This is a genomic window from Flintibacter sp. P01028 (assembly GCF_041925235.1).
GTDB classification, from domain to species: domain Bacteria; phylum Bacillota; class Clostridia; order Oscillospirales; family Oscillospiraceae; genus Lawsonibacter; species Lawsonibacter aceti.
The window spans coordinates 1-22,707 of the sequence record NZ_JBHEVC010000004.1 but is presented as its reverse complement, the minus strand read 5'-3'; the positions used below and the strand labels follow the sequence as shown (position 1 = coordinate 22,707).

19 protein-coding genes are annotated in these 22,707 nt (G+C 58.0%); 4 read left to right on the top strand and 15 right to left on the bottom strand.

The window, feature by feature from the left end:
* Positions 1-34 precede the first annotated feature (34 nt).
* From dnaK to ACEVJK_RS08795, 3 genes are all read left to right on the top strand, one after another.
* Positions 35-1,879 carry a molecular chaperone DnaK gene (dnaK, locus tag ACEVJK_RS08805; RefSeq protein ID WP_147573363.1) on the top strand — a complete coding sequence of 615 codons (1,845 nt, stop codon included), beginning with the start codon at positions 35-37 and terminating at the stop codon, positions 1,877-1,879.
* 182 nt (positions 1,880-2,061) lie between these two features.
* Entirely contained in the window at positions 2,062-3,210 is a 1,149-nt protein-coding gene (gene dnaJ, locus ACEVJK_RS08800) for a molecular chaperone DnaJ (RefSeq protein WP_147573364.1), read from the top strand.
* Positions 3,211-3,402: 192 nt separating this feature from the next.
* Complete coding sequence (locus tag ACEVJK_RS08795; RefSeq protein WP_186853126.1) at positions 3,403-3,564, top strand: hypothetical protein; 162 nt, start codon at positions 3,403-3,405, stop codon at positions 3,562-3,564.
* A gap of 53 nt (positions 3,565-3,617) precedes the next feature.
* Here the strand turns inward: ACEVJK_RS08795 and ACEVJK_RS08790 are convergent, their stop codons facing one another.
* The 14 genes from ACEVJK_RS08790 to ACEVJK_RS08725 all read right to left on the bottom strand — a co-directional run bounded on the left by ACEVJK_RS08790 (position 3,618) and on the right by ACEVJK_RS08725 (position 20,294).
* The gene (locus ACEVJK_RS08790; RefSeq protein WP_147573365.1) at positions 3,618-4,199 is read right to left on the bottom strand and encodes a dipicolinate synthase subunit B; all 582 of its coding nucleotides are present in this window, start codon (positions 4,197-4,199) and stop codon (positions 3,618-3,620) included.
* 85 nt (positions 4,200-4,284) lie between these two features.
* Positions 4,285-5,154 (bottom strand): dipicolinate synthase subunit DpsA, encoded by an 870-nt coding sequence (gene dpsA, locus ACEVJK_RS08785; RefSeq protein WP_147573366.1) that lies wholly within the window; start codon positions 5,152-5,154, stop codon positions 4,285-4,287.
* Between the two features lie 286 nt (positions 5,155-5,440).
* Positions 5,441-5,869: a hypothetical protein gene (locus ACEVJK_RS08780; protein WP_374740394.1), complete on the bottom strand. Its 429-nt coding sequence runs from the start codon at positions 5,867-5,869 to the stop codon at positions 5,441-5,443.
* Positions 5,870-6,010: 141 nt separating this feature from the next.
* Entirely contained in the window at positions 6,011-7,123 is a 1,113-nt protein-coding gene (acrA, locus tag ACEVJK_RS08775) for an acryloyl-CoA reductase electron transfer subunit beta (RefSeq protein WP_147573367.1), read from the bottom strand.
* Positions 7,124-7,142: 19 nt separating this feature from the next.
* Positions 7,143-7,943: an acryloyl-CoA reductase electron transfer subunit gamma gene (gene acrB / locus ACEVJK_RS08770; protein WP_147573368.1), complete on the bottom strand. Its 801-nt coding sequence runs from the start codon at positions 7,941-7,943 to the stop codon at positions 7,143-7,145.
* 18 nt (positions 7,944-7,961) lie between these two features.
* The gene (locus ACEVJK_RS08765; RefSeq protein WP_147573369.1) at positions 7,962-9,107 is read right to left on the bottom strand and encodes an acyl-CoA dehydrogenase; all 1,146 of its coding nucleotides are present in this window, start codon (positions 9,105-9,107) and stop codon (positions 7,962-7,964) included.
* Between the two features lie 530 nt (positions 9,108-9,637).
* Entirely contained in the window at positions 9,638-10,477 is an 840-nt protein-coding gene (locus tag ACEVJK_RS08760) for a 3-hydroxyacyl-CoA dehydrogenase family protein (RefSeq protein ID WP_147573370.1), read from the bottom strand.
* 248 nt (positions 10,478-10,725) lie between these two features.
* On the bottom strand, positions 10,726-12,732 hold the full coding sequence (locus ACEVJK_RS08755; protein WP_374740393.1) for a hypothetical protein: 2,007 nt from the start codon (positions 12,730-12,732) through the stop codon (positions 10,726-10,728).
* Between the two features lie 43 nt (positions 12,733-12,775).
* Positions 12,776-14,077, bottom strand: coding sequence for a hypothetical protein (locus ACEVJK_RS08750; protein WP_374740392.1), 1,302 nt, complete (start codon positions 14,075-14,077; stop codon positions 12,776-12,778).
* Between the two features lie 80 nt (positions 14,078-14,157).
* A complete protein-coding gene (locus tag ACEVJK_RS08745; RefSeq protein ID WP_374740391.1) occupies positions 14,158-16,083 on the bottom strand; it encodes a hypothetical protein in 1,926 nt (641 codons plus the stop codon).
* Positions 16,080-16,988, bottom strand: a complete 909-nt coding sequence (locus ACEVJK_RS08740) for a M56 family metallopeptidase (protein WP_262669122.1) — start codon at positions 16,986-16,988, stop codon at positions 16,080-16,082. The genes ACEVJK_RS08745 and ACEVJK_RS08740 overlap by 4 nt, the downstream gene beginning before the upstream one ends.
* Positions 16,981-17,355, bottom strand: coding sequence for a BlaI/MecI/CopY family transcriptional regulator (locus ACEVJK_RS08735; RefSeq protein WP_374740390.1), 375 nt, complete (start codon positions 17,353-17,355; stop codon positions 16,981-16,983). Before ACEVJK_RS08735 ends, ACEVJK_RS08740 begins: the two co-directional genes overlap by 8 nt.
* A gap of 157 nt (positions 17,356-17,512) precedes the next feature.
* Positions 17,513-18,175, bottom strand: coding sequence for an HD domain-containing protein (locus tag ACEVJK_RS08730; protein ID WP_147573376.1), 663 nt, complete (start codon positions 18,173-18,175; stop codon positions 17,513-17,515).
* Between the two features lie 442 nt (positions 18,176-18,617).
* Positions 18,618-20,294: a dihydroxy-acid dehydratase gene (locus tag ACEVJK_RS08725; RefSeq protein WP_374740389.1), complete on the bottom strand. Its 1,677-nt coding sequence runs from the start codon at positions 20,292-20,294 to the stop codon at positions 18,618-18,620.
* A 181-nt stretch (positions 20,295-20,475) separates the two neighbouring features.
* On the opposite strand from ACEVJK_RS08725, the gene ACEVJK_RS08720 reads away from it, so the two are divergent.
* Entirely contained in the window at positions 20,476-21,441 is a 966-nt protein-coding gene (locus tag ACEVJK_RS08720) for a LysR family transcriptional regulator (RefSeq protein WP_262669121.1), read from the top strand.
* A 64-nt stretch (positions 21,442-21,505) separates the two neighbouring features.
* On the opposite strand, the gene metA is transcribed toward ACEVJK_RS08720, so the two are convergent.
* A complete protein-coding gene (gene metA / locus ACEVJK_RS08715; RefSeq protein ID WP_186853116.1) occupies positions 21,506-22,429 on the bottom strand; it encodes a homoserine O-succinyltransferase in 924 nt (307 codons plus the stop codon).
* Positions 22,430-22,707 lie beyond the last annotated feature (278 nt).

Genomic DNA, 22,707 nt, shown 5'->3' with positions numbered 1-22,707 from the left:
AACATGAATGTCATATATTTAGGAGGAATGAATTATGTCTAAGATCATCGGTATCGATTTAGGTACGACCAACAGCTGTGTAGCGGTCATGGAGGGCGGCGACGCTGTCGTCATCCCCAACGCCGAAGGCAACCGCACCACCCCCTCTGTGGTGGCTTTTTCCAAGGACGGCGAGCGTATGGTGGGTCAGGTGGCCAAGCGCCAGGCCATCACGAACCCCGACCGGACCGTCATCTCCATCAAGCGTGAGATGGGCTCCGACTACAAGGTGAACATCGATGGCAAGAAGTATACCCCCCAGGAGATCAGCGCCATGATTCTGCAGAAGCTGAAGGCGGACGCCGAGGCCTATCTGGGCACAACAGTCACCGAGGCCGTCATCACAGTCCCCGCCTACTTCACCGATGCCCAGCGCCAGGCCACTAAGGATGCTGGTAAGATCGCCGGCCTGGACGTGAAGCGGATTATCAACGAGCCCACCGCCGCTGCTCTGGCCTACGGCGTAGACAAGGAGACCGCCCAGAAGGTCATGGTGTATGACCTGGGCGGTGGCACCTTCGACGTATCCATCCTGGATATCGACGACGGCGTCATCGAGGTGCTGGCTACCGCTGGTAACAACCGCTTGGGCGGCGACGACTTCGACAAGTGCGTCATGGACTGGATGGCCGCGGAGTTTAAGAAAACTGAGGGTGTGGACCTGACCGGCGACAAGGTGGCCATGCAGCGCTTGAAGGAGGCTGCTGAGAAGGCCAAGATCGAGCTGTCCGGTGTCACTTCTACCAGCATCAACCTGCCCTATATCACCGCTGATGCCACCGGCCCCAAGCACTTGGACCTGACCCTGACTCGGGCCAAGTTCGACCAACTGACCGCTCACCTGGTGGAAGCCACCAGCGGCCCTGTGAAGCAGGCTCTGTCTGACGCCGGACTGAGCGGAAGCGATTTGTCTAAGGTCCTGATGGTGGGCGGCTCCAGCCGTATTCCCGCGGTTCAGGAGATGGTAAAGAAGCTGACTGGCAAGGAGGGCTTCAAGGGCATTAACCCCGACGAGTGCGTGGCCTTGGGCGCCGCTCTCCAGGGCGGTGTGTTTACCGGCGACGTGAAGGACCTGCTGCTGCTGGACGTCACCCCCCTGTCCCTGGGCATTGAGACCATGGGTGGCGTGATGACCAAGCTCATCGAGCGTAACACCACTATCCCCGTAAAGAAGAGCCAGACCTTCACTACCGCCGCTGATAACCAGACCTCCGTAGAGGTCCACGTTCTCCAGGGCGAGCGTGAGATGGCCCAGTACAACAAGACCTTGGGCCGCTTCCACCTGGACGGCATCGCTCCCGCACGCCGGGGTGTGCCTCAGATCGAGGTTACCTTTGATATCGACGCCAACGGCATCGTGAACGTGTCCGCCAAGGATATGGGTACCGGCAAGGAGCAGCATATTACCATTACCTCCTCCACCAATATGTCGAAGGACGACATTGATAAGGCAGTCAAGGAGGCTGAACAGTTCGCCGCCGAAGACGCCAAGCGGAAGGAAGAGGTGGACATCCGCAACAACGGGGACCAGATGGTTTATCAGACAGAAAAGACCCTGGAGGAGATGGGCGATAAGATCCCCGCTGGAGATAAGGGCAAGGTGGAGAGCGCGCTGAACCACCTGAAGGAAGTCTTGAAGGGAAATGACACCCAGGCCATCAAGGAGGCCACCGAGGCTCTGACGAAGGAGTTTTACGCAGTTAGCGAAAAGCTGTATGGCCAGGCGCAGGCCGGCCAGCCCGGCCCCGGCCCCGATATGGGCGGCGCCCAGGGCGGCAGCGCCGCCGGCCCTGATGTGGTCGATGCGGACTATGAGGTCGTGGACGACGATCAGAAGTAATAGAAATCTATGGTCCGCGCGGGCGGGGCGTCGCCCCGCCTGCGCGCCGTTGTGCCTGTTCAAAAGAGTGAAGGGTAAAGAGTGGAGAGTGAAGATATGGTCATTCACTCCGGGCATATACGCCGCAGACCTTATCTCCGCTCTTCACGTTCCACTCTGAACTCTGAAACAGAGGTGATATCATGCCAGAACAGAAACGAGATTATTACGAGGTCTTGGGCGTGTCCAAAGGGGCCTCGGACGAAGAATTGAAAAAAGCGTACCGTAAGCTGGCCAAGCAGTACCACCCCGACATGAATCCGGGGGACAAAGGGGCAGAGGCTAAATTCAAAGAGGTCAACGAGGCGTATGAGGTCCTGTCCGACAAGGAGAAGCGGGCGAAGTATGACCAGTTCGGCCATGCGGGGGTAGACCCCAATTTCGGGGGTGGCGGCGGCTTCGGCGGCTTCGATATGGGGGACATCGACCTGGGAGATATCTTTGGCTCCTTCTTCGGCGGCGGCTTCAGTGGCTTTGGTGGTCAGCAGCAGAGAGCTAATGCCCCGCAAAAGGGAGAGAGCCTGCGGGCTAATCTCTCTGTCACGTTTGAGGAGGCCGCTTTCGGCTGCGAGAAGGAGCTGGAGCTGACACGGACTGAGATGTGCGATGCCTGCCATGGCTCCGGCTGTGAGCCGGGCACCACCGCCGAGACCTGCCCTGACTGCCGGGGGACCGGCGTGGTTCGGATTCAGCGGGGGGCGGGCGGCTTCGCCTTCTCCACCACCGCCCAATGTTCCAAGTGCCGGGGGACGGGCAAGCTGATCCACTCCCCCTGTAAGGTATGTGGCGGCGCCGGCAGTGTGCGGAAGAAAAAACGCATCACCGTTACCATTCCTGCCGGGATCGACGACGGACAGGCGGTTTCTCTGCGGGGCCAGGGCAATGCCGGTAAAAACGGAGGCCCGGCCGGTGACCTGATTGTGGGCATCCGTATAAAGCCCCATACGCAGTTCCGCCGGGATGGGACCACAGTCCTCTACGAGCAGCCCGTTTCCTTCTACCGGGCGGCGATGGGAGGGGAGCTGGAGATTCCCACCATCGACGGAAAGGTCAAGTGGAGCCTGCCGGCCGGAACACAACCCGGTACCACCTTCCGCCTGCGGGGGAAAGGAATCCCAGAGCTTCGAGGTCGAGGCCGGGGCGATCAGTATGTGACCATCAAAGTCCAAGTACCGACCAGCCTGAGCGCCGATCAGCGCGCTGCTCTAGAGGCCTTTGGTGAGAGCATGGGCGAAGAGGTACCAGAAGGTGTAGTCAAGAGTTTTTTTGAAAAGCGAAAAAAGAAAAAATGAAAAAGGAGGCCGCCTGTGATTTACACAGGCGGCCTCCTTTTATAAAGAAGAGGGTGGATTACATCAAGATATTTTATTTGTAAAAAAACGAAAATTATATTGATAAATCTCGTGAGATATAGTATACTTTGTATAGAGAAAAAGTTGAGGAGGAGCACGTAGGGAAGAATCAAATCGGGAAAGGAGCGAAATATGTGGAGCTTTTTTTGGGCCTCTCTATATCAGCTGATGGACGAGATCGTGATGTTCCTCTTATTTTTGCCTGTGACCGTGATGGTGCTGATCATTCTGTTCCAATTTGGCTCTGACCTGCTCCATTATTTCCGGTCATATTGGCACGGGAGCTCCCTTTAAGAGAGCGAATCCCGGACCTCACCTGTAAGGGTGTGGTCCGGGATCTTTTTTGATCAATGATGTGGGATGAGCAGGGGTTGAAGCTGTTTTCCCTCCAGGGCGGCCTGGGCCGCGTCTGCCACCAAAGAGAAATCAGATACTAAAGAAGTAGGCTTTCTCTCTGGGTCGTCTTGGCCAAAGGGAACGAAATAGATGTATTTTCTAGGCAGCAGGGCCCCGATGCTCACGGCCGAGGCGGCCAGTCCGTCATTGGTAGAGGGGGCGATGACCAGGGGGCGGCTGTTGCGTAAGTGAGCTTTGGCAGCCATAGTGACACTGGTGTCTGTCACTCCGTTGGCCAGCTTGCCCAGGGTGTTTCCGGTACAGGGGCAGATAATAAGCAGGTCCAGCAGCTTCTGGGGGCCAATAGGCTCTGCCGCCTTGACAGTGGAGATGACCCGGTGGTCACAGATGCGCTCCATTTCCCGCATCAGGTCGTGAGCTTTGCCGAAGCGGGTATCCGTGTCGGCAGTGCACTCGGATACAATAGGCACCACATGGGTGAAGCGGGCTTTCACCTGCTCTAAGGCCTCCATGGCCTTGTGATGGGTGCAGAAGGACCCGCACACAGCGAATCCGACGGTTTTATCGATCAAATCAATCTTCCTTTCCAAATCAGACTGAATGTGAGGCGATTCGCGCCGGGGTACGTCTTGTACTTCCCTCCAGGGCACGCCCCTCTCAGTACCCCGCCTCTTGAAGCATATTATAAATGGTGGATTTAATGGCGGCCCCGGCGGTCACAGGGGCTACCTTACCGGGGAGGGACAGGGCCCAGATTACTGTGAGGCCCAGCTCTCCCGCCGCCCTAAGGTCCACCCCGCCGGGCTTGGAGGCCAGGTCCAGGATGAGACAGTCCTCTTTGACATCCTCTAGTTCCAGCCGGCCCAGGACCTGGGCGGGGACTGTGTTGACGATCAGGTCATAGCCGCACAGCCATCCGGCTAGATGGGCCAGATGCTCGGTGCCCAGTCCCATGGCCTGCGCCCAGGCCAGCTGCTCATACCGGCGGGCCGCCACGGAAACCTTTGCTCCCAGAGCTTGGAAGCGTTGGGCGGTGAGCCGGCCCACCCGGCCAAAGCCCACGACCAGCACACGGGCGCCGTGGATTGTGATTGGTAAATGCTCCATGGCCAGTTGGATAGCTCCCTCCGCTGTGGGGACAGCGTTGGCTACCGCCAGCTCCTCCCGGGCGAAGTAGTCCCGAATGGTTAGCCCGCGGTGGGCAGCCAAAGCTAAGATTTCCGAGTCCAGCCGGCCGCCGCAGATAAACTGGCTGGGGCGAAGTGCATCTAATACGTCGGACAAGGGATGATCTGTTTGGGATAGAGGGGCGTTGAGCAGGCCGCCCTCTGTGGACACCAGCAGCGGCAGAACGACACAGTCCGCCTTCTCGGCCTGAGACAGATCCTCCTCAGGGAGCGGGCCGGTAGAGCGGTCTTGCTCCAAAGCGTAAGTATGGACAGTGTGGCCGTCCAGGGCCAGCAGCTGGGCCAGCTTGGCCTGGCGCATATCGCCGCCCACCACCCAGATGTTCAGTTCGTGTTTCATAGCAGTACCTCCGAAGACCGCCTGAAGGGGGGCGGGTTTCTGAGCTATCCTATGCGCACGGCCGGGCCACGGTGCGGGGGGAATGAGAATGGAGAGAAGAGATGGAAGATGGAGAGAGCGTGACGACCTTGTTACGCCGTGTAGAGGGGGGAGATGTGTGCCACCGGAGTATCCTACGGGCAGCCAAGCCGCCCAGACAGATGAGGGGGAGTATAAAAAAAGGCCAGCCGGTTTCCGGCTGGCCCTAGGGGGGGTATTGGCTTTTGAGGTGTTGTTTAATTCATTTCTATCCTCTATTTGTGCCATTTTCAATATGTTCTTTGATTTTATGGTCAAGGCTGAGGCTATAAAAGACAGAAACAGTAAGAACGATTGTGAAACAAACAGTGATCCAAATAGGAATAAAAAGATCAGCTACCAACCTGATGAACAAAGCGACAGCATAAAAAGAACATAAAATGACCAAAGGGAAATTTAACTTTATGGTTGCATATTTCCCGTAAAGCTCCTGGGCCACGCTCCGATAGTTCTTTGCGATATTTTCCTGATACTCGCTTTCTGATCTAGAAAGTCCTGTGTATAAGAACTTTGTGGCAAATGCGATGGTGATGATCCACTGCCACCAATGGACCTTTATGATACCAAACGCAAACAGAGGCAGCGCGAAAAGGAAAGTAAGACCGTACATAAAAGAAGGTTTATGATAGATTTTCATGATATGCCTCCTTTAAGCCTAGTAGTTTCTGTATTATATCAACAGTATAGCATGGATTTTTTTAAAAAACTACTTATAAAATAAGTACCCCCCGTCCAACGGACGGGGGGTACTGGCTTTTTTATGCGATTACAGCCGATCTTACTTGGCGGCCTTGGCAGCCTTGATGGCCTCGATCAGCATGGGGGTGACCTTGAACAGGTCGCCGCAGATGCCGTAGTCGGCAATCTCGAAGATGGGGGCAGTATCGTTCTTGTTCACGGCGATGATGCACTCGGAGTCCTGCATACCGGCCTTGTGCTGGATAGCGCCGGAGATGCCCAGAGCCACATAGATCTTGGGGTGAACGGTCTTGCCGGTCTGACCGACCTGATGGTCGGCGGACAGCCAGCCGGAGTCGATGGTGGCACGGGAGCCGCCCACGACGCCGCCCAGAACCTCAGCCAGTTCCTCGGCCAGCTTGATGCCGCCCTCAACATCCTTGGAGATGCCGCGGCCCACGGAAACGACCACATCGGCGCCGATCAAATCGACCAGCTTCTTGGCGGCCTTGACCACCTCGACGACCTGAGTTTCCATGTCGTCCTCGGTGAGGGAGAAGTTGGGCTTGATGATCTCGCAGGCGTCAGCCTTGGCCTGGTCAAAGGCGTTCTTCTTCATCACGCCGGGACGGACGGTGGCCATAGCGGGACGGAAGCGGGGGCAGATGATGGTGGCCATCAGGTGACCGCCGAAAGCGGGACGGGTCATCTTCAGGTTGCGGTCATCCTCGGGGATGGAGTCGATCATGGCAGGAGCCAGAGTGGAGGCGGAGCGCAGGAAGTCCTTGTACTTGGGCACGTCGATGTCCAGGTGAGTACAGTCGGCGCACAGACCGGTGTGCAGACGGGCGGCGCAGCGGGGACCCAGATCGCGGCCGATGTTGGTGGCGCCGATCAGCATGACCTCAGGCTTGTACTCCTGGATCACGTCGCAGATGACCTTGGTGTAGCCGTCAGTGGTGTAGTTGGCCAGCAGGGGGTGGTCGCAGACATACACGCCGTCAGCGCCGTAGCCGCCCAGCTCCTTGGCGATACCCTCGATCTCGTGGCCCAGCAGAAGGCCGTACAGCTTCTCGCCCAGCTCGTCGGCCAGCTTGCGGCCCTCGGAGATCAGCTCGAAGGAGGTGGGCATCATCTTGCCCTGACGCTGCTCGCAGAATACCCAAACGCCGCCCTTGAATTCTTCGATGGCAGCACTGTTGTAGTTAGACATATTCTTAATCTCCCTTCTATCAGATCAGGTGCTTGGCGGCCAGAATGCCGGCCAGCTTGTCGCAGGTGGCCTTGTCGGCGCCCTCCAGCATCATGCCCACGCCCTTCTGAGGGGGAGTGAAGGACTTGAAGATGTTGGTGGGGGAGCCCTTCAGACCGATGGTGGTAGGATCGATGAGGGGATCGTCCTTCAGGGTGTTGTAGTCAAAGATCTCATAGGGCTTGGAGTAGCACTCGTAGATGCCGCCCACGCTCATGTAACGGGGAGCGTTCAGCTCCTTGATGCAGGTGATCAGGCAGGGGGTCTTGACCTTGATGGTCATATAGCCGTCCTCCAGCATCCGCTTGACGGTGATGGTGTCGCCTTCCTTGGTGATCTCGGCGGCGTAGGAAACCTGGGGCAGGTGCAGCTTCTCAGCGATCTGGGGGCCGACCTGGGCGGTATCGCCGTCGATGGCCTGACGGCCGCACAGCACGATATCCTCGTCCTCGACGCCAATCTTGTTGATGGCGGCGGCCAGGATCTGGGAGGTGGCGTAGGTATCGGAGCCGCCGAACTCACGGGCGGACACCAGAACGGCGCGGTCAGCGCCGCGGGCCATGACCTCACGCAGCATGGACTCGGCGGGAGGAGGACCCATAGAGACGATCACGACCTCGGCGCCGGTCTGCTCCTTCAAAGTCAGAGCGGCCTCGACGGCGTTCAGGTCGTCGGGGTTGGTGATAGCGGCCATGGAGGCGCGGTTCAGAGTACCATCGGGATTGACGGCCACCTTACCGGAGGTATCGGGGACCTGCTTGACACAAACAATGATTTTCATTTCGATCTGCCTCCTAACTTATTTCACACCCAGAGCACGGGAGATGACCATGCGCTGGACCTCGGAAGTACCCTCGTAGATCTCGGTGATCTTGGCGTCGCGCATCATGCGCTCCACGGGGTACTCACGGGTGTAGCCGTAGCCGCCGAACAGCTGGACGGCGCGGCGGGTCACGTCGGAAGCGGCCTCAGCGGCGAACAGCTTGGCCATAGCGGAATCCATGCCGTAGGGCTCGTGGTTCTGCTTCTTCACGGCGGCGGCGTACACCAGGTACTGAGCGGCCTGCATCCGGGTGTGCATATCGGCCAGCTGGAACTGGGTGTTCTGGAACTGGGACAGACGCTTCTTGAACTGCACGCGCTCCTGGGTGTACTTGACAGCCTCGTTCACAGCGCCCTCGCCCAGGCCCAGAGCCTGCGCGGCGATGCCGATACGGCCGCCGTCCAGGGTCTGCATGGCGATCTTGAAGCCCTGGCCCTCCTTGCCCAGCAGGTTCTCCTTGGGCACGACGCAGTCCTCAAAGATCAGGTCGCAGGTGGAGGAGCCGCGGATACCCATCTTCTTCTCGTGCTTGCCCACAGAGAAGCCGGGGAAGTTCTTCTCCACGATGAAGGCGGAGATGCCGTGGTTGCCCAGAGTCTTGTCGGTCATAGCGAAGACCACCAGAGTTTCGGCTACGGTGCCGTTGGTGATGAAGCACTTGGAGCCGTTGAGCACATAGTCGCCGTTCTCATTCTTTACGGCGGTGGTCTGCTGGCCGGAGGCGTCGGTACCGGCGTTGGGCTCGGTCAGACCGAAGGCGCCGATCTTCTTGCCGGAGAGCAGGTCAGGCAGGTACTTCATCTTCTGCTCCTCAGTGCCGTGCTCAAAGATGGGGGCGCAGCACAGAGAGGTATGGGCGGACACGATGACGGCAGTGGTGCCGCACACCTTGGCCAGCTCCTCAACGCACATGGCGTAGGACAGCACATCGCCGCCGGCTCCGCCGTACTCCTTGGGGAAGTAGATGCCCAGCATGCCCAGCTTGCCCATCTTCTCTACGGTTTCCATAGGGAAGCGCTCTTCCTCGTCGATTTCCTCAGCCAAGGGCTTGACCTCGTTCTCGGCGAACTCGCGGTACATCTTGCGGACCATCTCTTGTTCTTTCGACAGATGAAAATCCATTTTTTAGTCCTCCTAGTTTAAATTACTTTGCAATCATCCTTAAACGCCCGGGAGGCGCGCCTTTCTTGACCGGAGAGAGCCGGCCCCGGGGGCAGACGATACATGGTCGGGACGCCGCGTTTGACGAATATTGTTAGAAATTTAACAATAAAAACCGGAAAAAAGCGCAACACAGGAAAGGATCCTGGCGTTGCGAACCATATCAAACACGGCTAAAATCCACTTACAACCCAGATTATAGCTGTTTTTCAGGGGTAAAGCAAGGGGGACATATCTGGCAAATTTAACAGTTTTTCCATATCGGATTTGTCGGAAACGGGAAAATATGCGGAAGTTGCCTAAAAGATTGGCGTATGTTGACCGGCTGCGATTTCGCTGCCCTTTCAGGGCGCCGGGGGGCCGGCCCGTGGTCCGGCTGGATTGGGGGGCGGAGAAGGTGCCTCCGGAAAAGAAGGCCCGAAGTGCCGCTCTTTTTTTGACATATAAAACTGCCCCCTCCGGCTTGGGAGGGGGCAGCTGGATGGGGCGATTTACTTGCTGTAATCGTAGAAGCCCTTGCCGGACTTCTTGCCCAGCAGGCCGCCGCGGACCATCTTCTTCAGCAGAAGGGCGGGGCGGTACTTGGGGTCGCCGGTTTCGGCAAACAGGGTGTCCATAATGGCCAGACACACGTCCAGACCGATGAAGTCGCCCAGAGCCAGGGGGCCCATCGGATGATTGGCGCCCAACTGCATGGCCTTGTCGATGTCGGCCACAGAGGCGACGCCGGTCTCAACCAGGCCGATGGCCTCGTTGATCATGGGGATCAGGATCTTGTTGACCACAAAGCCGGGGGCCTCGGCCACCTCGACGGGGTCCTTGCCGATGTCCTGGGACAGCTTGTAAATGAAATCAAAGGTCTCCTGGGTGGTGTTGGCTCCGCGGATGATCTCCACCAGCTTCATGGAGGGCACGGGGTTGAAGAAGTGCATTCCGATGACGGGGTGCTTCAGGCCGTTGCCCATCTCGGTGATGGACAGAGAGGAGGTGTTGGAGGCAAAGACAGTTTCGGGCTTGCAGAAGCCGTCCAGCTCGTTCAGAAGCTCCTTCTTGGTGGCCATCTCCTCCTTGACGCACTCAATGACCAGATCGGCATCGGCGGCCTCCTCATGGGTCTGGGGGATCAGAACGTTGGCCATCAGGGCATCCATAGCCTCCTGAGCCATCTTGCCCTTTTCGACCCGCTTGGCCAGGGACTTGCCCAAGGTATCCTTGTGGCGCTGGGCGGAGGCGGGGCTGCTGGCGTACATCAGGACGGTGTGGCCCTTGGCGGCAAAGACCTGGGCGATGCCCCGGCCCATAGTGCCGGCGCCGAACAATGCGACTTTCATACTGTGTTCCTCCTAATTAAAATAAGTGAAATGGTGCCAGATCCGCTGGCGGGGGTCGGCCGGGGAAACCCGGCCCCGCTCTTATGGACCTCAGTATACCTGTTTTTTTGTGCAAACGCAAGAGGAAAGGGGGGGAATATTTTAAACAATATTTTTTCCGTGTAATTGGGCAAAGCCCTGAAAAAATGCAGCTTTTTCAGTTTTGACCTGCATATCTTGCCGGAAAGCTGCCGTTTGTTGCCCTGCGGTCAGTTGAACATATTGGTAAGGACGATGCGCTCCACGGTGTCCCCGTCAAAGAAAAACAGGATCGCCGGGCCCAGCCCCTGGGAAAACTCCAGCTGGGACAGGTCGGAAACCTGCTCCGGGTCGTGGCCGCTCCAGGGCAGATAGGCCAGCAGGTCCGGCTCCTCCGGATACTGGCCCCAGTAATCGCCGGTGAGGGCCTTGGGATAGGCGGCCAGCACCTCCGCCCGGCTGGCCCCTACCCGGATGCCCCGGGGGGTGTACAGGTCGGACATGGAGGCCTCCAGGGTGTGGATGGAGTCGGCGTCGTCTGCCGCGCTGTGATAGCACAGGGCGGTAAAGGTGCCCGTGGGGTAGTTGGCGGAGACCCGGTACCAGTAGTCCCCATCGTGGTAGATGGGCTCGTAGTCCTCCAACTGCTCCGTCTCCATGCTCCCAACGTCCAGGCAGGAGAAGGATAGATCCATCCCCGGGCCGATGGGGGTGTTCCAGCCGTCCCGGAGGAAGGTCACATCACCGCTGAGTAGGCCATAGAGGGCCTCATAGACGATGGCCTGGATATCGCGGCTGGGCTGCGTGGGGGCGACGCCCAGCACCTGGGTGGGTATGCCCTCCCCATCCAGCCGGAGGACGATGAACTGGGTGTCGGCGGAGAAGAAGTCCCAGGAGCCGGGGTCATTCTCGTCTGCACGGTGGAGCGTATAACGGGATATGACGATCTCGTAGACCGCTGCTGCCCCGCTGTCTGTGGGGACCTCCCCGACATAAGTGACAGGGCCAAGTCGGACGTCCCCCTCCCGGGGGGCGCTGGGCTGGTCGGAAACAAAATACCACCGGCCGTTGGGGTATTGGCCGTTATACCAGTCCCGGAGCAGGGTGTAGAGGGCCTCGTCCGGCTGCTGCGGATCGGCCCCTCCGCCGGCACTGTCTATCTCCGCCTTTGTACCCATGCGCCAGCCCTGGACCTGGATGGGACGCTCCCCGCTGTGGTCAAAGAGAAGGGAGGCCGCAAACCACAGGTCCTCTCCGTTGTCTGCCCGGGCCTTCAGCTCATAGACCGCCTCCCCGTCATAGTTTCTGTCCCGGTACACCCCGTCCGCCGGGGCTAGGGATACGATCTGCCACAGGGCAGAGGTGTTCAAGGCGTTCCAGGGGTTCCGTTCATGCCGGGTAAATTCCTCCAACCATCCCCGGCTCTGATAGTAGACGCCAATGGGCAGGTCCTGTTCGGCAGTATACCAGAAGGTTTCATTGTGGTCGGGGACCCACTGGACGGGGGAGCCCTCATAGGAGCCGTAGTCTTGGTTTTCCGTAAAAATATCTACGCCGCCAGGGGCCATCAGGGGCTTTTTTTCCTCCCAATAGGCGTTGTAGTCCCGGTAAGCTTGGGAGCTTTCATCCCGGATGTCCCCCTCCACCGGCCACACCCAGGAGAAGTCGCCTCCGTCCAGACGGATGACCCCGGCCTGGCCGCTGCTGTATGCCTGGTGCGCACTGCTTCCAGTGTAGAGCAGGTACTCCACCCCGTCCTTTACAAAGGCGGCCACATAGGGCCGACCACCGGAGCCCCGGACCTCAAAGGGCGTTCCGACCGCCTGCCCCGCCCGGTCCACCATGCCGATGACCAAGGAGTAGCGGGGATAGCGGTCGTAAAAATGGGCCGCGGCCAGAGTGACATCCTCGCCGGTGCCGACGGTATCCAGCAGCTCTCGCTCCATGCCGTCGGGGAACGACTCTGCGGCGTCGAAGCACTGGGACAGGGCGTCCAGAACGGACCGGGTGCTCCACGCCTCGCCGCTCTGGGCGGGGGGGTCCTCCGGAACGCCTGCCGGACTGCTCTGGCAGGACACCAGATTGCCGCACAGCAGGCCGATGACCAGCATGAGAAGGAAAAGGGCCAGGGGCGGGCGCTGTTTTTTCCACTGGAAGATGCTGCGGATTCGCAGCTCGATCTCCCTGGCCGACCCGGACAGCCGGGTGGCGAAGGGGGAGCGGGGAATTTTTTTCATCTGAATATACCTCCTTTTGTCCTGGAGCAAAAAGGGGCGGCAGTCACATCTCATACGGCCCCTGCCAGCAGATCTGGCCCCGGGCATTGAAGGAATAGGTGTGGGGGCCCTCCTCCCAGCGGGTTTCGATCAGCAGATGCCGCTCCGCATCGATAGTCAGATCCCCTTGGAGGGCGAAGGAATACCGGAACTGTCCGGCCGCCGGATCCCACAGGTACCAGAGGTGGACATCGTTGTGGGTGGTGTCCCAGGGAAGGCCCAGGTCTGTGAAGCCGTCAAAATTCACATCCCGGAGATCCAGGGCGTGAAGCTGGCGCTCTGCACTGAAGCCCAGCGCCGGGGCGTTGGCCGCCGGAGGGGTGACCTGGGCGGCGGTATCGGAGTCGAAGGCACGGGGCTGGGGCAGTGCGTGCGGGGGCGTGATGGTTTGGAGCAGGCGGGTCCCCTCCAAAACCCGGATCTCACTGTAATAAAGCGTCTGCCGGGCTGTGTCACTGTTTTCCCAGCGGCCCTCCAACTCTATGGTCACTTCCCCGCCGTCCGGCAGGGGAAGCGTTTCCCGGTCGGTGAAGAAGTCGTCGGCCTTTGATACAAACTGACCATCTTCCCAGGTCAGCGTGATATAACAGGGGTCATGCCACTTGTCGATCAGTACGGGGACCCGCAGGGCCTGGAGCGCGCTGTCCTCCCGCTCTGCCCACTTCGCACCGTAAAGGACGGCCTCATCGGGCAAAAGGTCACACTCCGGGTCATCCCACAGTCCGATATGGCCCCGCTCCGCCAGAGCGCCGTCCTCCATTTCCAGAATGAAGTAGCGGGCGGCCCCATAATTAGAGGTGCGGTCTGCCATTTCGATGACCAGGGATTGCACGTCAGGTGAGGTGAGGTGCAGGGGGACAATGTTGGGGAAGCAGGGGAAGGGGTGCTCCCAGACAGCGGTCTGCCCGCCGCCCAGAGTGACCTCCACTGTGGTCAGCCCCTCCCGGTCAGAAGCGTCCACCCGGCAGGAGGTGACGGTGACCCGGTCGTCTTCCGTCCCGCTATCATCCAGAGTCAGACCGTCCAAAGAGACTGTCTCCAAATCGTAAGGGAGGGAGGGATCCGCGGGTCTGCTGACGGGGGCGGGGCCCGGATCGCCGGAGAGGCCGCCGGGGGCGGGCATTTCCTCCTGGGCCTGGCAGGACACCAGCCCGCCGCAGGAGAGGATGACAAGGCCGGTGAGGATCATGGCCCACAGGGGCGGGCGCTGTTTTTTCCACTGGAGGATGCTGCGGATGCGAAGCTCCGTTTCTGTGGCCGACCCGGACAGGCGGGTGGCGAAGGGGGAGGAGGGGATTTTGTTCATGGGACACCTCCGGTTGAGAATGGAGAGTTGGGATGGGAGTTAGGAATTAGGGGGGCGAAGGCACAGGGTGGCCCTTCCTCCTATTGTCCAAACAGGTCGGCGATGATTTCCGGGAGAAGGTTGTACCAGACCGCGTCAGGCTTGGCGTCCTGGGCCGCTTCGGCGGCTTCATACTCTGCCTGGGTGACCTCTTGGCCGCTGAGATAGAATTCCCCTGAACCGTCTGAGGCCAAAATTTCTTCACTGAGATAGAGTTGCTCCCGCCGGTCGGGGCCATCGCCGCTGGAGCTGTATTGGTCCCGGTGGGTGCCGTTGTGAAAGGCGCCGTCAGACCAGCCGGAGGTGCCGTCCGCCTTCAGCCCCTGCATCCCCCGGCCCACCTCATTGTAGCCGTAGATCTGCCCATCCTGCCAGCGCAGGACCAGAATGGGCTCGGAGTGGATGTGCTGGTTGGTGAGAATGATGACCTCCGGCGTCCCATCATCGTCCAGATCGGCCACGGCAAATTGCTCCGCATAGGCGTTCACCGCAGGGTCATTCCAAATCAGCTCGTTGATTTGAGAGAGGTAATACTCTCTGCCGTCTTCTGATACAGAACGGAAAGGAGCGTCTCCGGCCATCACTTGCCGGAATGCCTCTGCTGCCTCGGCGGGGCCGGGATAAGGCTCAGGGGAGAGGGAGTCAGAGGGCTGTCCGTAAAGCTCGGTTTCCTGCCGCACCAACACAAGCCGTCCCTCCCGGTCAAAGGAATAATAGCGGCGCTGGACGGTTTGGCTGTCATGCTCATGCTCCACCAGCAGCTCCTCCTCCTTCAACAGCTCCGGCGGGCTGAACATGAGGAAAGAGAAAATGTACTCCTCCGCCGCGGGGTCAAAAAGAAAATAGGCGTAGGTCACATTATGGGGAGAGGCCTCCACCGCCGGAATGGCAAAGTCGGTGTAGCCGTCGAAGTTGAAATCTCCAAATTCCTGGCCGCCAAAAGCGGACTCCTCCCGGAAAAACAGACCCTCATAGAGATACTGAGGTTCCTCCGCCAGACTGAAGGCGGGGTAGATATCAACGGAATGTGTGTCCCACCGGTAGGCCTGAATGGGTTGGTCGCTGGCCATCAGAGCGGGGACGTCAATGGATTGAAGCAGCTTTCCGTCCTCGTAGACCAGAATCTCCTTGAGAGGGGAGAAAAAAACGTCCCTCTTGGCTCTGTCGGAACGAAGTTCCAGAGTCAGATCCCGCTGGCTTGTGAGGGGAACGGAGTAGGCGGCGGTATGGGCGGAGATGCCTGCTTTGCCAATGGACTCAAAATGGGAATAGACCCACTGCTCCGGCATGGGACTGCCAGACTGGATGCTGTCGGGATAGCCCCACTCCGGGTTGAGGGAGTACAGCTCCAGGCCGCCCTCCACGGGAACGGCCTTCTGGTCGGAGAGACCGTCGTCACTGTAGTAGTCCCACTGGGCAGCCTCCTCCAAACTGGAGCCGTCAAAGCGGTAGTGGGCCACGGTGCTGGCTCCCTCAATGCCGGTCCAGGTGGAGGTGTTGGTGCACAAAATGTTGAGGATGCCCTCCGCATCGGTCCAGGAGGAGAACAGGCCGTCATCCCCAGCCACCTGTCGGACAGGGCCCCGCCAGTCTTGCTCCCTCCCGTCCCACAGGCCCAGCATCAGATTGCCCAGCCCTGCGGGGTGAGAGCCGCCGTCTACGAGAGCCAGGGCCAGGGTGCAGCCCTCCCCTTCCTGGGACAGGAGGAGCTTAGAGGACATACGGCCACCATCATAGGGATAATTTTCGTGCGCCTCCAGGAGAAGCTGGGCCAGGTCAGGCTCCTCCGTCCGGCAGGACACCAGGTTGCCGCACAGGAGGGCGGCGGCCAGCAGGAGGATCAGCAGGGGCAGAGGCGGGCGCCTGCGCTTCCACTGGAAGATGCTGCGGATGCGAAGCTCCGTTTCCCTGGCCGAGCCGGACAGGGCGGTGGTAAAAGGGGAAATGGGGAGGGACGTTCTGTTCATGGCGCTTCCTTTCTCAGACGGGACACAGCGGACAGGATGGTTTGCCCGTAGGCGGCGTGTTCCTCCGGCGAGAGTGTGTTAAGCGCCGCCTCGTCACAGGCCAGCTCCGTGTCCCGCTCTACCAGACGGACCATATACCAGGCCAAGGGATTGAACCAGTGAAGGGCATTGACCCACAGGGCCAGGGCCTTCAGCCAGATGTCCCGGCGGCGGAAGTGGGTCAGCTCATGGAGGAGGGAGTAGTGCAGAGCATCTCCCGACAGCTTATCCTGGGGCAGCAGGAGAACGGGCCTCAGCAAACCGGCCAGCATGGGCACCTTCAGCCCCTGACACGCCAGCAGCCGAGGGCGACGGCCCAGGCCCAAGCTGTCCCCTAACTGGTTGAAAATACGCACAGTGTCGCTGTCCACGACAGGAGAGGACCAGCGTCGGAGGTAGCACAGGAAGCGCAGGTGGGCCAGCCCGGCCCATAGCACAACGACAGTTACTCCTACCAGCCACAATGCCCCAGCCAGTTGGGAGAGGGACAGGGAGAAAGGCTCATCCCAGGATGGGTCCGGCTGACCGCCGGAGTAGGAAGAAGAAACCGTGCTCCCCTGACTGCCGGCCTTGCCGGGCGCCTCCCCGCTCTGACCTTCAGGGGGAGATTGTTCTCCGCCGCCAGGGCGCGATTGGTAGATAATGGAATCAGAAAAAGTGGGGAGCTGGATAGGGGCGGCTTCACGCTGCCCTTGGGGCAGCAGGGGGAAGGGAACCGCCAGCCGCAGACAAAGGAGCAGCCAGGCCCAGCACCGCCACCGGGCCCCATAGAGGGAGCGGGTGGAGCGGGATGCTAGGGACAGCAGGAGAATAGCCGCTGATCCGCCTAGAGTCAGCGCCCCTAAAGTGAGAAGAAAGTCATCCATGATCCCGCCCTCCGCTCAACTCGTTCAGCAGGGCTTGAAGCTCATCCAGATCCCGGCGGTCCAAGCCTTCCCGCGCCAGAGCGGCCACAAAGTTTCGGGGAGAACCGTACAGTCGAGACACCACTGCCCGGCTGTCAAAGGCCTGGTAGTCATCCCGAAGGATGAGAGGGGTGTACAGGTTGCCCCTGCCCTCCCTTCGAACGGACACAAACCCTTTCGCCACTAGCCGGGTGAGGTAGGTGTTGATGGTGTTGGGAGACCAGCCGAAAGGGGCCAGGGTTTGGTCCAGCTGGGCGCGCGGAGTGCCTGGCCCAGAGGTCCACAGGGCCTTCATTACCTCCAGTTCGGTGTCAGGAAGTCGTTTCATGTCAGATAGCTCCTTATTACGTCAAATGTAGTCCTTAAAAACATACTACACTTGAAGTAATAGAAAATCAAGTTACAGTGTGGTTACAGTGGGCAACAGAATGGATGGGGAAAAAGAAAAAGCGGCCGCCTCATAAGCGGCCGCAGGGAAAAACGAATTACAGCAAAATCTGCCCATTGATTTCCAGATGGAACTGAAGGTGAAAGAACTCCGCCGCTTTACGGCACAGCACCATACGCTGAAGGAAGATTTCAAAGTAGTCCATGACAGCACAGACCTGGGTGTTAATGGTCAGGGAGAGGGTAACGGTTCCGGACACGGTGTCCAGTAGCACCTCGGACCGCTCCACAGCGTAGTTGACCCGGTCGTGGATGTCGAAGTTAATGACATCGTTGTTGCGCACCCGGCTGCGGCGCACATCGGTCTTGTCCGCCAGGATCAGGGCGGCAGCCACCGCATTTACGGGAAAAGCGGTGGAGTCGTCGTGGTGGCCGATGGCGGTGATGACAGTGGCCACCTCCGCCGGTTCCATCCCCATTTTATCAAGAATGCGGAAGGCCATGGTGGCTCCACTGATGGCGTGGTCATGGCGGTTGACCACATTACCGATGTCATGCATAAAGGCGGCGATCCGAGCCAGCTCCACCTCTCGGGCGGGATAGCCCAGCTCGTTCAGAATCCTGGCGGCTACGTCGGCACACCGGCCCACATGGGCAAAGGAATGTTCAGTAAAGCCGAGAGCGATCAGGGAAGCGTCCGCCTGGGTAATATAAGTGCGGATTTCCACGGAGTTTTGAATATCCTGAAAGGTGACAGACATAAGTAAAGCCTCCTTCATGCCGGCCGGTTGGGGGACGTTCTCATCCAAATGGTGTGGGTGACCCGCCGCCGGTAACTGTTACGCAGGGGGAACGGAGATGCCGCTTCCCCGTTGAAAGGGAAACACTGCGCTCCGGGGTGGAAATGTCCCTGTTTATACTATAATAATTATGGGCAGTTTTCAATAGTTGAAATGGGATAAAACTGGACAGGCGAAAAAGAGCGGACCAGAATCTAAAGACCCTGGTCCGGCAGTAAGGAAGGATGGGAGCGCTACAGGACCACAGAGATGTTGGAGAAGCATGAGGCATACTGGTCTCGGTCTGAGCTGTATGTTTAAGGAAAATCAAAAGAAAAAACAGGGGTCCATAGGTTTCAGCCTATGGACCCCTGTTCTAGTAAAATATATATCAAAGAATATAACAAAATAGAATGTAGGGAAATTATTGCTCGTCTCCGTATAACCAGACGCAACCTTTGTCAACCCCCTCCACGGCGGAACGGTAGGCGGCCAACGCGCCCTTAACAGGGCGGTCGGGACGGCGAATCTTAGCTAGACGGGAGACAATCTCCTCCTCGCTTACTTCCAGATGGATGGTGTGGTTGTCAATATCGATCTCGATTATATCCCCGTCTTGGACCGCGGCGATGGGACCGCCATCCCAGGCTTCGGGGGAGACATGGCCAATACAGGGCCCCCGTGTCGCGCCGGAATAGCGTCCGTCGGTGACCATGGCACAGCTGGTGTGCAGCCCCATGCCCACCAGCATAGCGGCGGGGATGGACATTTCCCTCATGCCTGGGCCTCCCTTGGGCCCTTCATAGCGGATGACCAGGACGCTGCCGGGCTTGACGGCCCTATCTGCCATAAACTTGCGCAGGTCGTCCTCAGAGTCGAAGCACACAGCCGGCCCCCGGTGGTGGAACATCTCAGGGACCACGCCGCTCTTTTTCACGATGCAGCCGTTGGGGGCCAAATTGCCGTATAGCACGGCAAAGCTGCCGTCAGGATACAGGGGGTCCTCGACAGAGTGAATGATCTCGGCGTTTACTTTCCGTTTGAAGGCGGACAAAAATTCGCCCAGAGTACCGCCCATAGCCAAACGGGCATCCAGGTCCAAATACTGCTGGATCGCCTTGAGGGTGGCTCCCACGCCTCCGGCCTTGTAATAGTCATAGATATTATATTGGGAGGAGGGTTTGAACTTGGCAATACAGGGGACATGCTGCTGGATCTGGTCGAAATCTCCCATATCGAGCTTAATACCCATCACACGGGCCAGCGCGCATATGTGGAGCTGGGCGTTGGTAGATCCGCCGGTAGCCGCTACATGACGGAGGCCGTTTATCAGGCTGCTTTCCGTGACGATATCGCTGAACCTGACGTTCTCCTTCACAAGCTGAACGATGCGTTCACCCACATCCCGGGCCTGACGGTTTTTAGCCGCAGAGCAGAACAGCATGGTGGTGCTGTCGATGGGGCACAGGCCGATGACTTCGGCAAAAACGCCCATGGTATTGGCGGTCCCGTACATACTGCAGGTACCGCAGGAAAAGCAGATGTTTTCACGATAACGAGTGTAGGTTTCCTCACTGATCTTGTCGATATTCCGGGCGCCGATAGACTCCTTCAAATCAGGGGTCACATAGGTGCCCTCCTCCGCCTCATAGGGCACCATGCTGCCGGCAGTGAGAAAAAGGCAGGGTTTATTGAGCGCGGCGGCAGCCATAAGCATACCGGGGACGATCTTGTCACAGCTGCATAGGAAGACAAGGCCGTCAAAGCCGTGGGCGTTGGCCATGGATTCAATGCTGGCCGCGATCAAATCACGCTGGGGCAGGATATAATGCATCCCTGTGCCCTGGGCCATGCCGTCGCAGGGGGCGGGGACATTAAACTCCCCCGGTACGCCGCCAGCGGACCAGATACCTTCCTTTACGAACTTGACCAGTTCGCCAAAGCTTCGGTGACCGGGATTGACATCCGTGTAAGAATTTGCGATGCCGATGATAGGTTTGCGTAAATCCTTGATGCGGTATCCGCAGGAATTCATCAGGCCGGTGAAATAGCCCTCCTGGATATTATCAGGGTCATGGACCCCCTTCCAGTTTTCTGCCATCTAGGTCTTGCCTCCCCTAATTGAAATGATAATATAGTGGTTGCTGTGGTATGTGTCCGCTCTGATACAATATAGTATAGAGAAAAACTGATTCTATGTAAAACAGTTGTACTCTGTAAATCAACAAGTAAATACTTGTTATTAAATGCCGTGTATGTTACCATGAAAGGGGGGGAGACAGATGACAAATAGTGAGAAACTCTTTCTGATCTTGGCGGAGGAGCTCAATTTCCGTCGGGCAGCGGCCCGTGCTTTCCTCAGCCAACAGGGGCTCAGTGACCATATCCGGCGGCTGGAGGGGTGCTATGGAACCCCGCTCTTCTACCGGCGTCCACGGGTGTCCCTTACTCCGGCGGGGGAAGCGGTACAGCGCACGCTGCAGCGGGTAAAAAATTTGGAGTCCGGGTTGGAAGCGGAATTGGCCGAACTGGAGGAGGGGGCTGCTGGCACCCTGAGATTAGGTACAAACTATGCAAGAGCCCGCCTGATCATTCCTCTGTTCTTTGTGCAGTATCATGCTCGATATCCGAAGGTGCGGGTCGAGCTGGTCCCGGGAGAGACCTCCGCAATGGAAAGGATGCTGGAGAACGGTGAGCTGGATGGATTTTTGGGTGTCAATACAGCTCTGCGTCCTGGAATGAAGTCGGTCCCTCTAGCTCGGGAGAGCATCTATTTGATTGCCTCCGTCTCCTATCTCAAAAAATACCTCGGACTGGAGAAAGAGGCAATAGCCGGCCTAAGGAGCGGCATTGACTTGAAACACTTTCAAGGCCTGCCCTTTGCTATGAATTATGGAAAAAGTACAGCCTTCCAGTTGATTGACCAGCACCTGGTCACAAATGGGGTGACGATAGACAATCTGTTGTCAGTCAGTGATTACAACGTATTAGAGGAGGCGTGTCGCACTGGATATGTGGCGTCCTTCTGTCCCCAAATATTTCTGCCTACCATTATAAAGGGGAACCGAAGCTGCCCAGAGGAAAGATTTCTCTGCATCCTACCGGTACGGGGCTTGGAACGATCCCTGCGCTTTGATTTGGTGTATCAGGATATGGTGTACTACCCCAAATTTGCGGTAGACTGTTTTGCGCTTCTGAAGGAAATTGTGGGCAGCTACTTGGAGCAGACAGATGTGTTGGAGCAGTAGACCTGAGATTTGGATAACAAAAAGCTGGTCCCCGAAATGGAGGTTTCGGGGACCAGCTTTATCATCATTGCAGTTGGCCGTGATACAGGTCATAGGGAGTAGTCTGATATACGTAGTAATTGAGCCAGTTTGTGTAAAAGAGCTGGGCGGCGGAGCGCCAGCGGACAACGGGTGACTGCTGGGGGTCATCGCCGGGAAAATAATGCTTGGGAACATCAATATCAAGACCTTTGTTGATATCCCGAAAGTACTCGTTGGCCAACGTGTCCGGATCATATTCCGGGTGGCCGGTGATAAAGAAGCGGCGGTTGTTCTCGCTTTTGACAGCAAAAACTCCGGCCTCATCCGATACGGCCAGCAGTTCTAGTTCCGGGCGGTCCAGGATATCATCCAGATGGTTTTCCGTATGCCGGGAATGGGGGACATAAAAGATATCATCAAATCCCCGGAACAGAGGGGATTGTTTTTTTATAATAGTATGTGGGAAGACACCGAACAGTTTTTTGGGCAGAGAGTATTTGGGAATGCCGTAGTGGTAGTAGAGGCCGGCTTGAGCCCCCCAGCATACATGGAGGGTGGAGTGGACATGAGTCTTGGTCCACTCCATAATGTCGCACAGCTCCGGCCAATAGTCCACATCCGCGAAATCCAGATTTTCTACCGGCGCGCCGGTGATGATCATACCGTCATACCGTTTATCCTTGATTTGGTCAAAGGTAGTATAAAAGGAAGCGAGATGGCTGGCATCCGTATTTTGGGAAACGTGGCTAGCCATTTGAAGGAGCTCCACCTGAATTTGCAGAGGCGTATTGGACAGCTTGCGAAGCAACTGCGTTTCAGTGACGATTTTGGTCGGCATTAGATTCAGGATAAGGAGATTCAGCGGACGCATATCCTGATGGATGGCCCGATATTCCGTCATGACAAAGATATTTTCCCCCTCCAGCGTGGCTCGGGCGGGCAGAGAGTCGGGGATCTTGATGGGCATTTGGATCACTTCCCTATATGATAAGAGGCGTGTGGCCTCTTGGCCGTCAGTGGTGCGTATTTGCTCGGCCATGGATGAAATAAGGTTACCACAAACAAGGAATTTCCGCAAGGCGGAAATCTGGTGTATATTTGTTCTTGACAGATGGACAGGTAGAAGGGCGGTCCAGATATAGTGGTAGGAGGGAGTGAGGGAGGGGAAGATATAGTGTAGGTAAGGAGGGGATAAAAAAAGGGGAAAAAAGTGGGAAAAAAGTGTTGACAAGGGAGGAAGTGTTT

What these genes read in the sequence shown, in the direction of transcription:
- dnaK (WP_147573363.1), top strand. Translation starts at nt 35, where the DNA reads ATGTCTAAGATCATCGGTATCGATTTAGGTACGACCAACAGCTGTGTA.
- dnaJ (WP_147573364.1), top strand. Translation starts at nt 2,062, where the DNA reads ATGCCAGAACAGAAACGAGATTATTACGAGGTCTTGGGCGTGTCCAAA.
- ACEVJK_RS08795 (WP_186853126.1), top strand. Translation starts at nt 3,403, where the DNA reads ATGTGGAGCTTTTTTTGGGCCTCTCTATATCAGCTGATGGACGAGATC.
- dpsA (WP_147573366.1), bottom strand. Translation starts at nt 5,154, where the DNA reads ATGAAACACGAACTGAACATCTGGGTGGTGGGCGGCGATATGCGCCAG.
- ACEVJK_RS08780 (WP_374740394.1), bottom strand. Translation starts at nt 5,869, where the DNA reads ATGAAAATCTATCATAAACCTTCTTTTATGTACGGTCTTACTTTCCTT.
- acrA (WP_147573367.1), bottom strand. Translation starts at nt 7,123, where the DNA reads ATGTCTAACTACAACAGTGCTGCCATCGAAGAATTCAAGGGCGGCGTT.
- acrB (WP_147573368.1), bottom strand. Translation starts at nt 7,943, where the DNA reads ATGAAAATCATTGTTTGTGTCAAGCAGGTCCCCGATACCTCCGGTAAG.
- ACEVJK_RS08765 (WP_147573369.1), bottom strand. Translation starts at nt 9,107, where the DNA reads ATGGATTTTCATCTGTCGAAAGAACAAGAGATGGTCCGCAAGATGTAC.
- ACEVJK_RS08760 (WP_147573370.1), bottom strand. Translation starts at nt 10,477, where the DNA reads ATGAAAGTCGCATTGTTCGGCGCCGGCACTATGGGCCGGGGCATCGCC.
- ACEVJK_RS08755 (WP_374740393.1), bottom strand. Translation starts at nt 12,732, where the DNA reads ATGAAAAAAATTCCCCGCTCCCCCTTCGCCACCCGGCTGTCCGGGTCG.
- ACEVJK_RS08750 (WP_374740392.1), bottom strand. Translation starts at nt 14,077, where the DNA reads ATGAACAAAATCCCCTCCTCCCCCTTCGCCACCCGCCTGTCCGGGTCG.
- ACEVJK_RS08745 (WP_374740391.1), bottom strand. Translation starts at nt 16,083, where the DNA reads ATGAACAGAACGTCCCTCCCCATTTCCCCTTTTACCACCGCCCTGTCC.
- ACEVJK_RS08740 (WP_262669122.1), bottom strand. Translation starts at nt 16,988, where the DNA reads ATGGATGACTTTCTTCTCACTTTAGGGGCGCTGACTCTAGGCGGATCA.
- ACEVJK_RS08735 (WP_374740390.1), bottom strand. Translation starts at nt 17,355, where the DNA reads ATGAAACGACTTCCTGACACCGAACTGGAGGTAATGAAGGCCCTGTGG.
- ACEVJK_RS08730 (WP_147573376.1), bottom strand. Translation starts at nt 18,175, where the DNA reads ATGTCTGTCACCTTTCAGGATATTCAAAACTCCGTGGAAATCCGCACT.
- ACEVJK_RS08725 (WP_374740389.1), bottom strand. Translation starts at nt 20,294, where the DNA reads ATGGCAGAAAACTGGAAGGGGGTCCATGACCCTGATAATATCCAGGAG.
- ACEVJK_RS08720 (WP_262669121.1), top strand. Translation starts at nt 20,476, where the DNA reads ATGACAAATAGTGAGAAACTCTTTCTGATCTTGGCGGAGGAGCTCAAT.
- metA (WP_186853116.1), bottom strand. Translation starts at nt 22,429, where the DNA reads ATGCCCATCAAGATCCCCGACTCTCTGCCCGCCCGAGCCACGCTGGAG.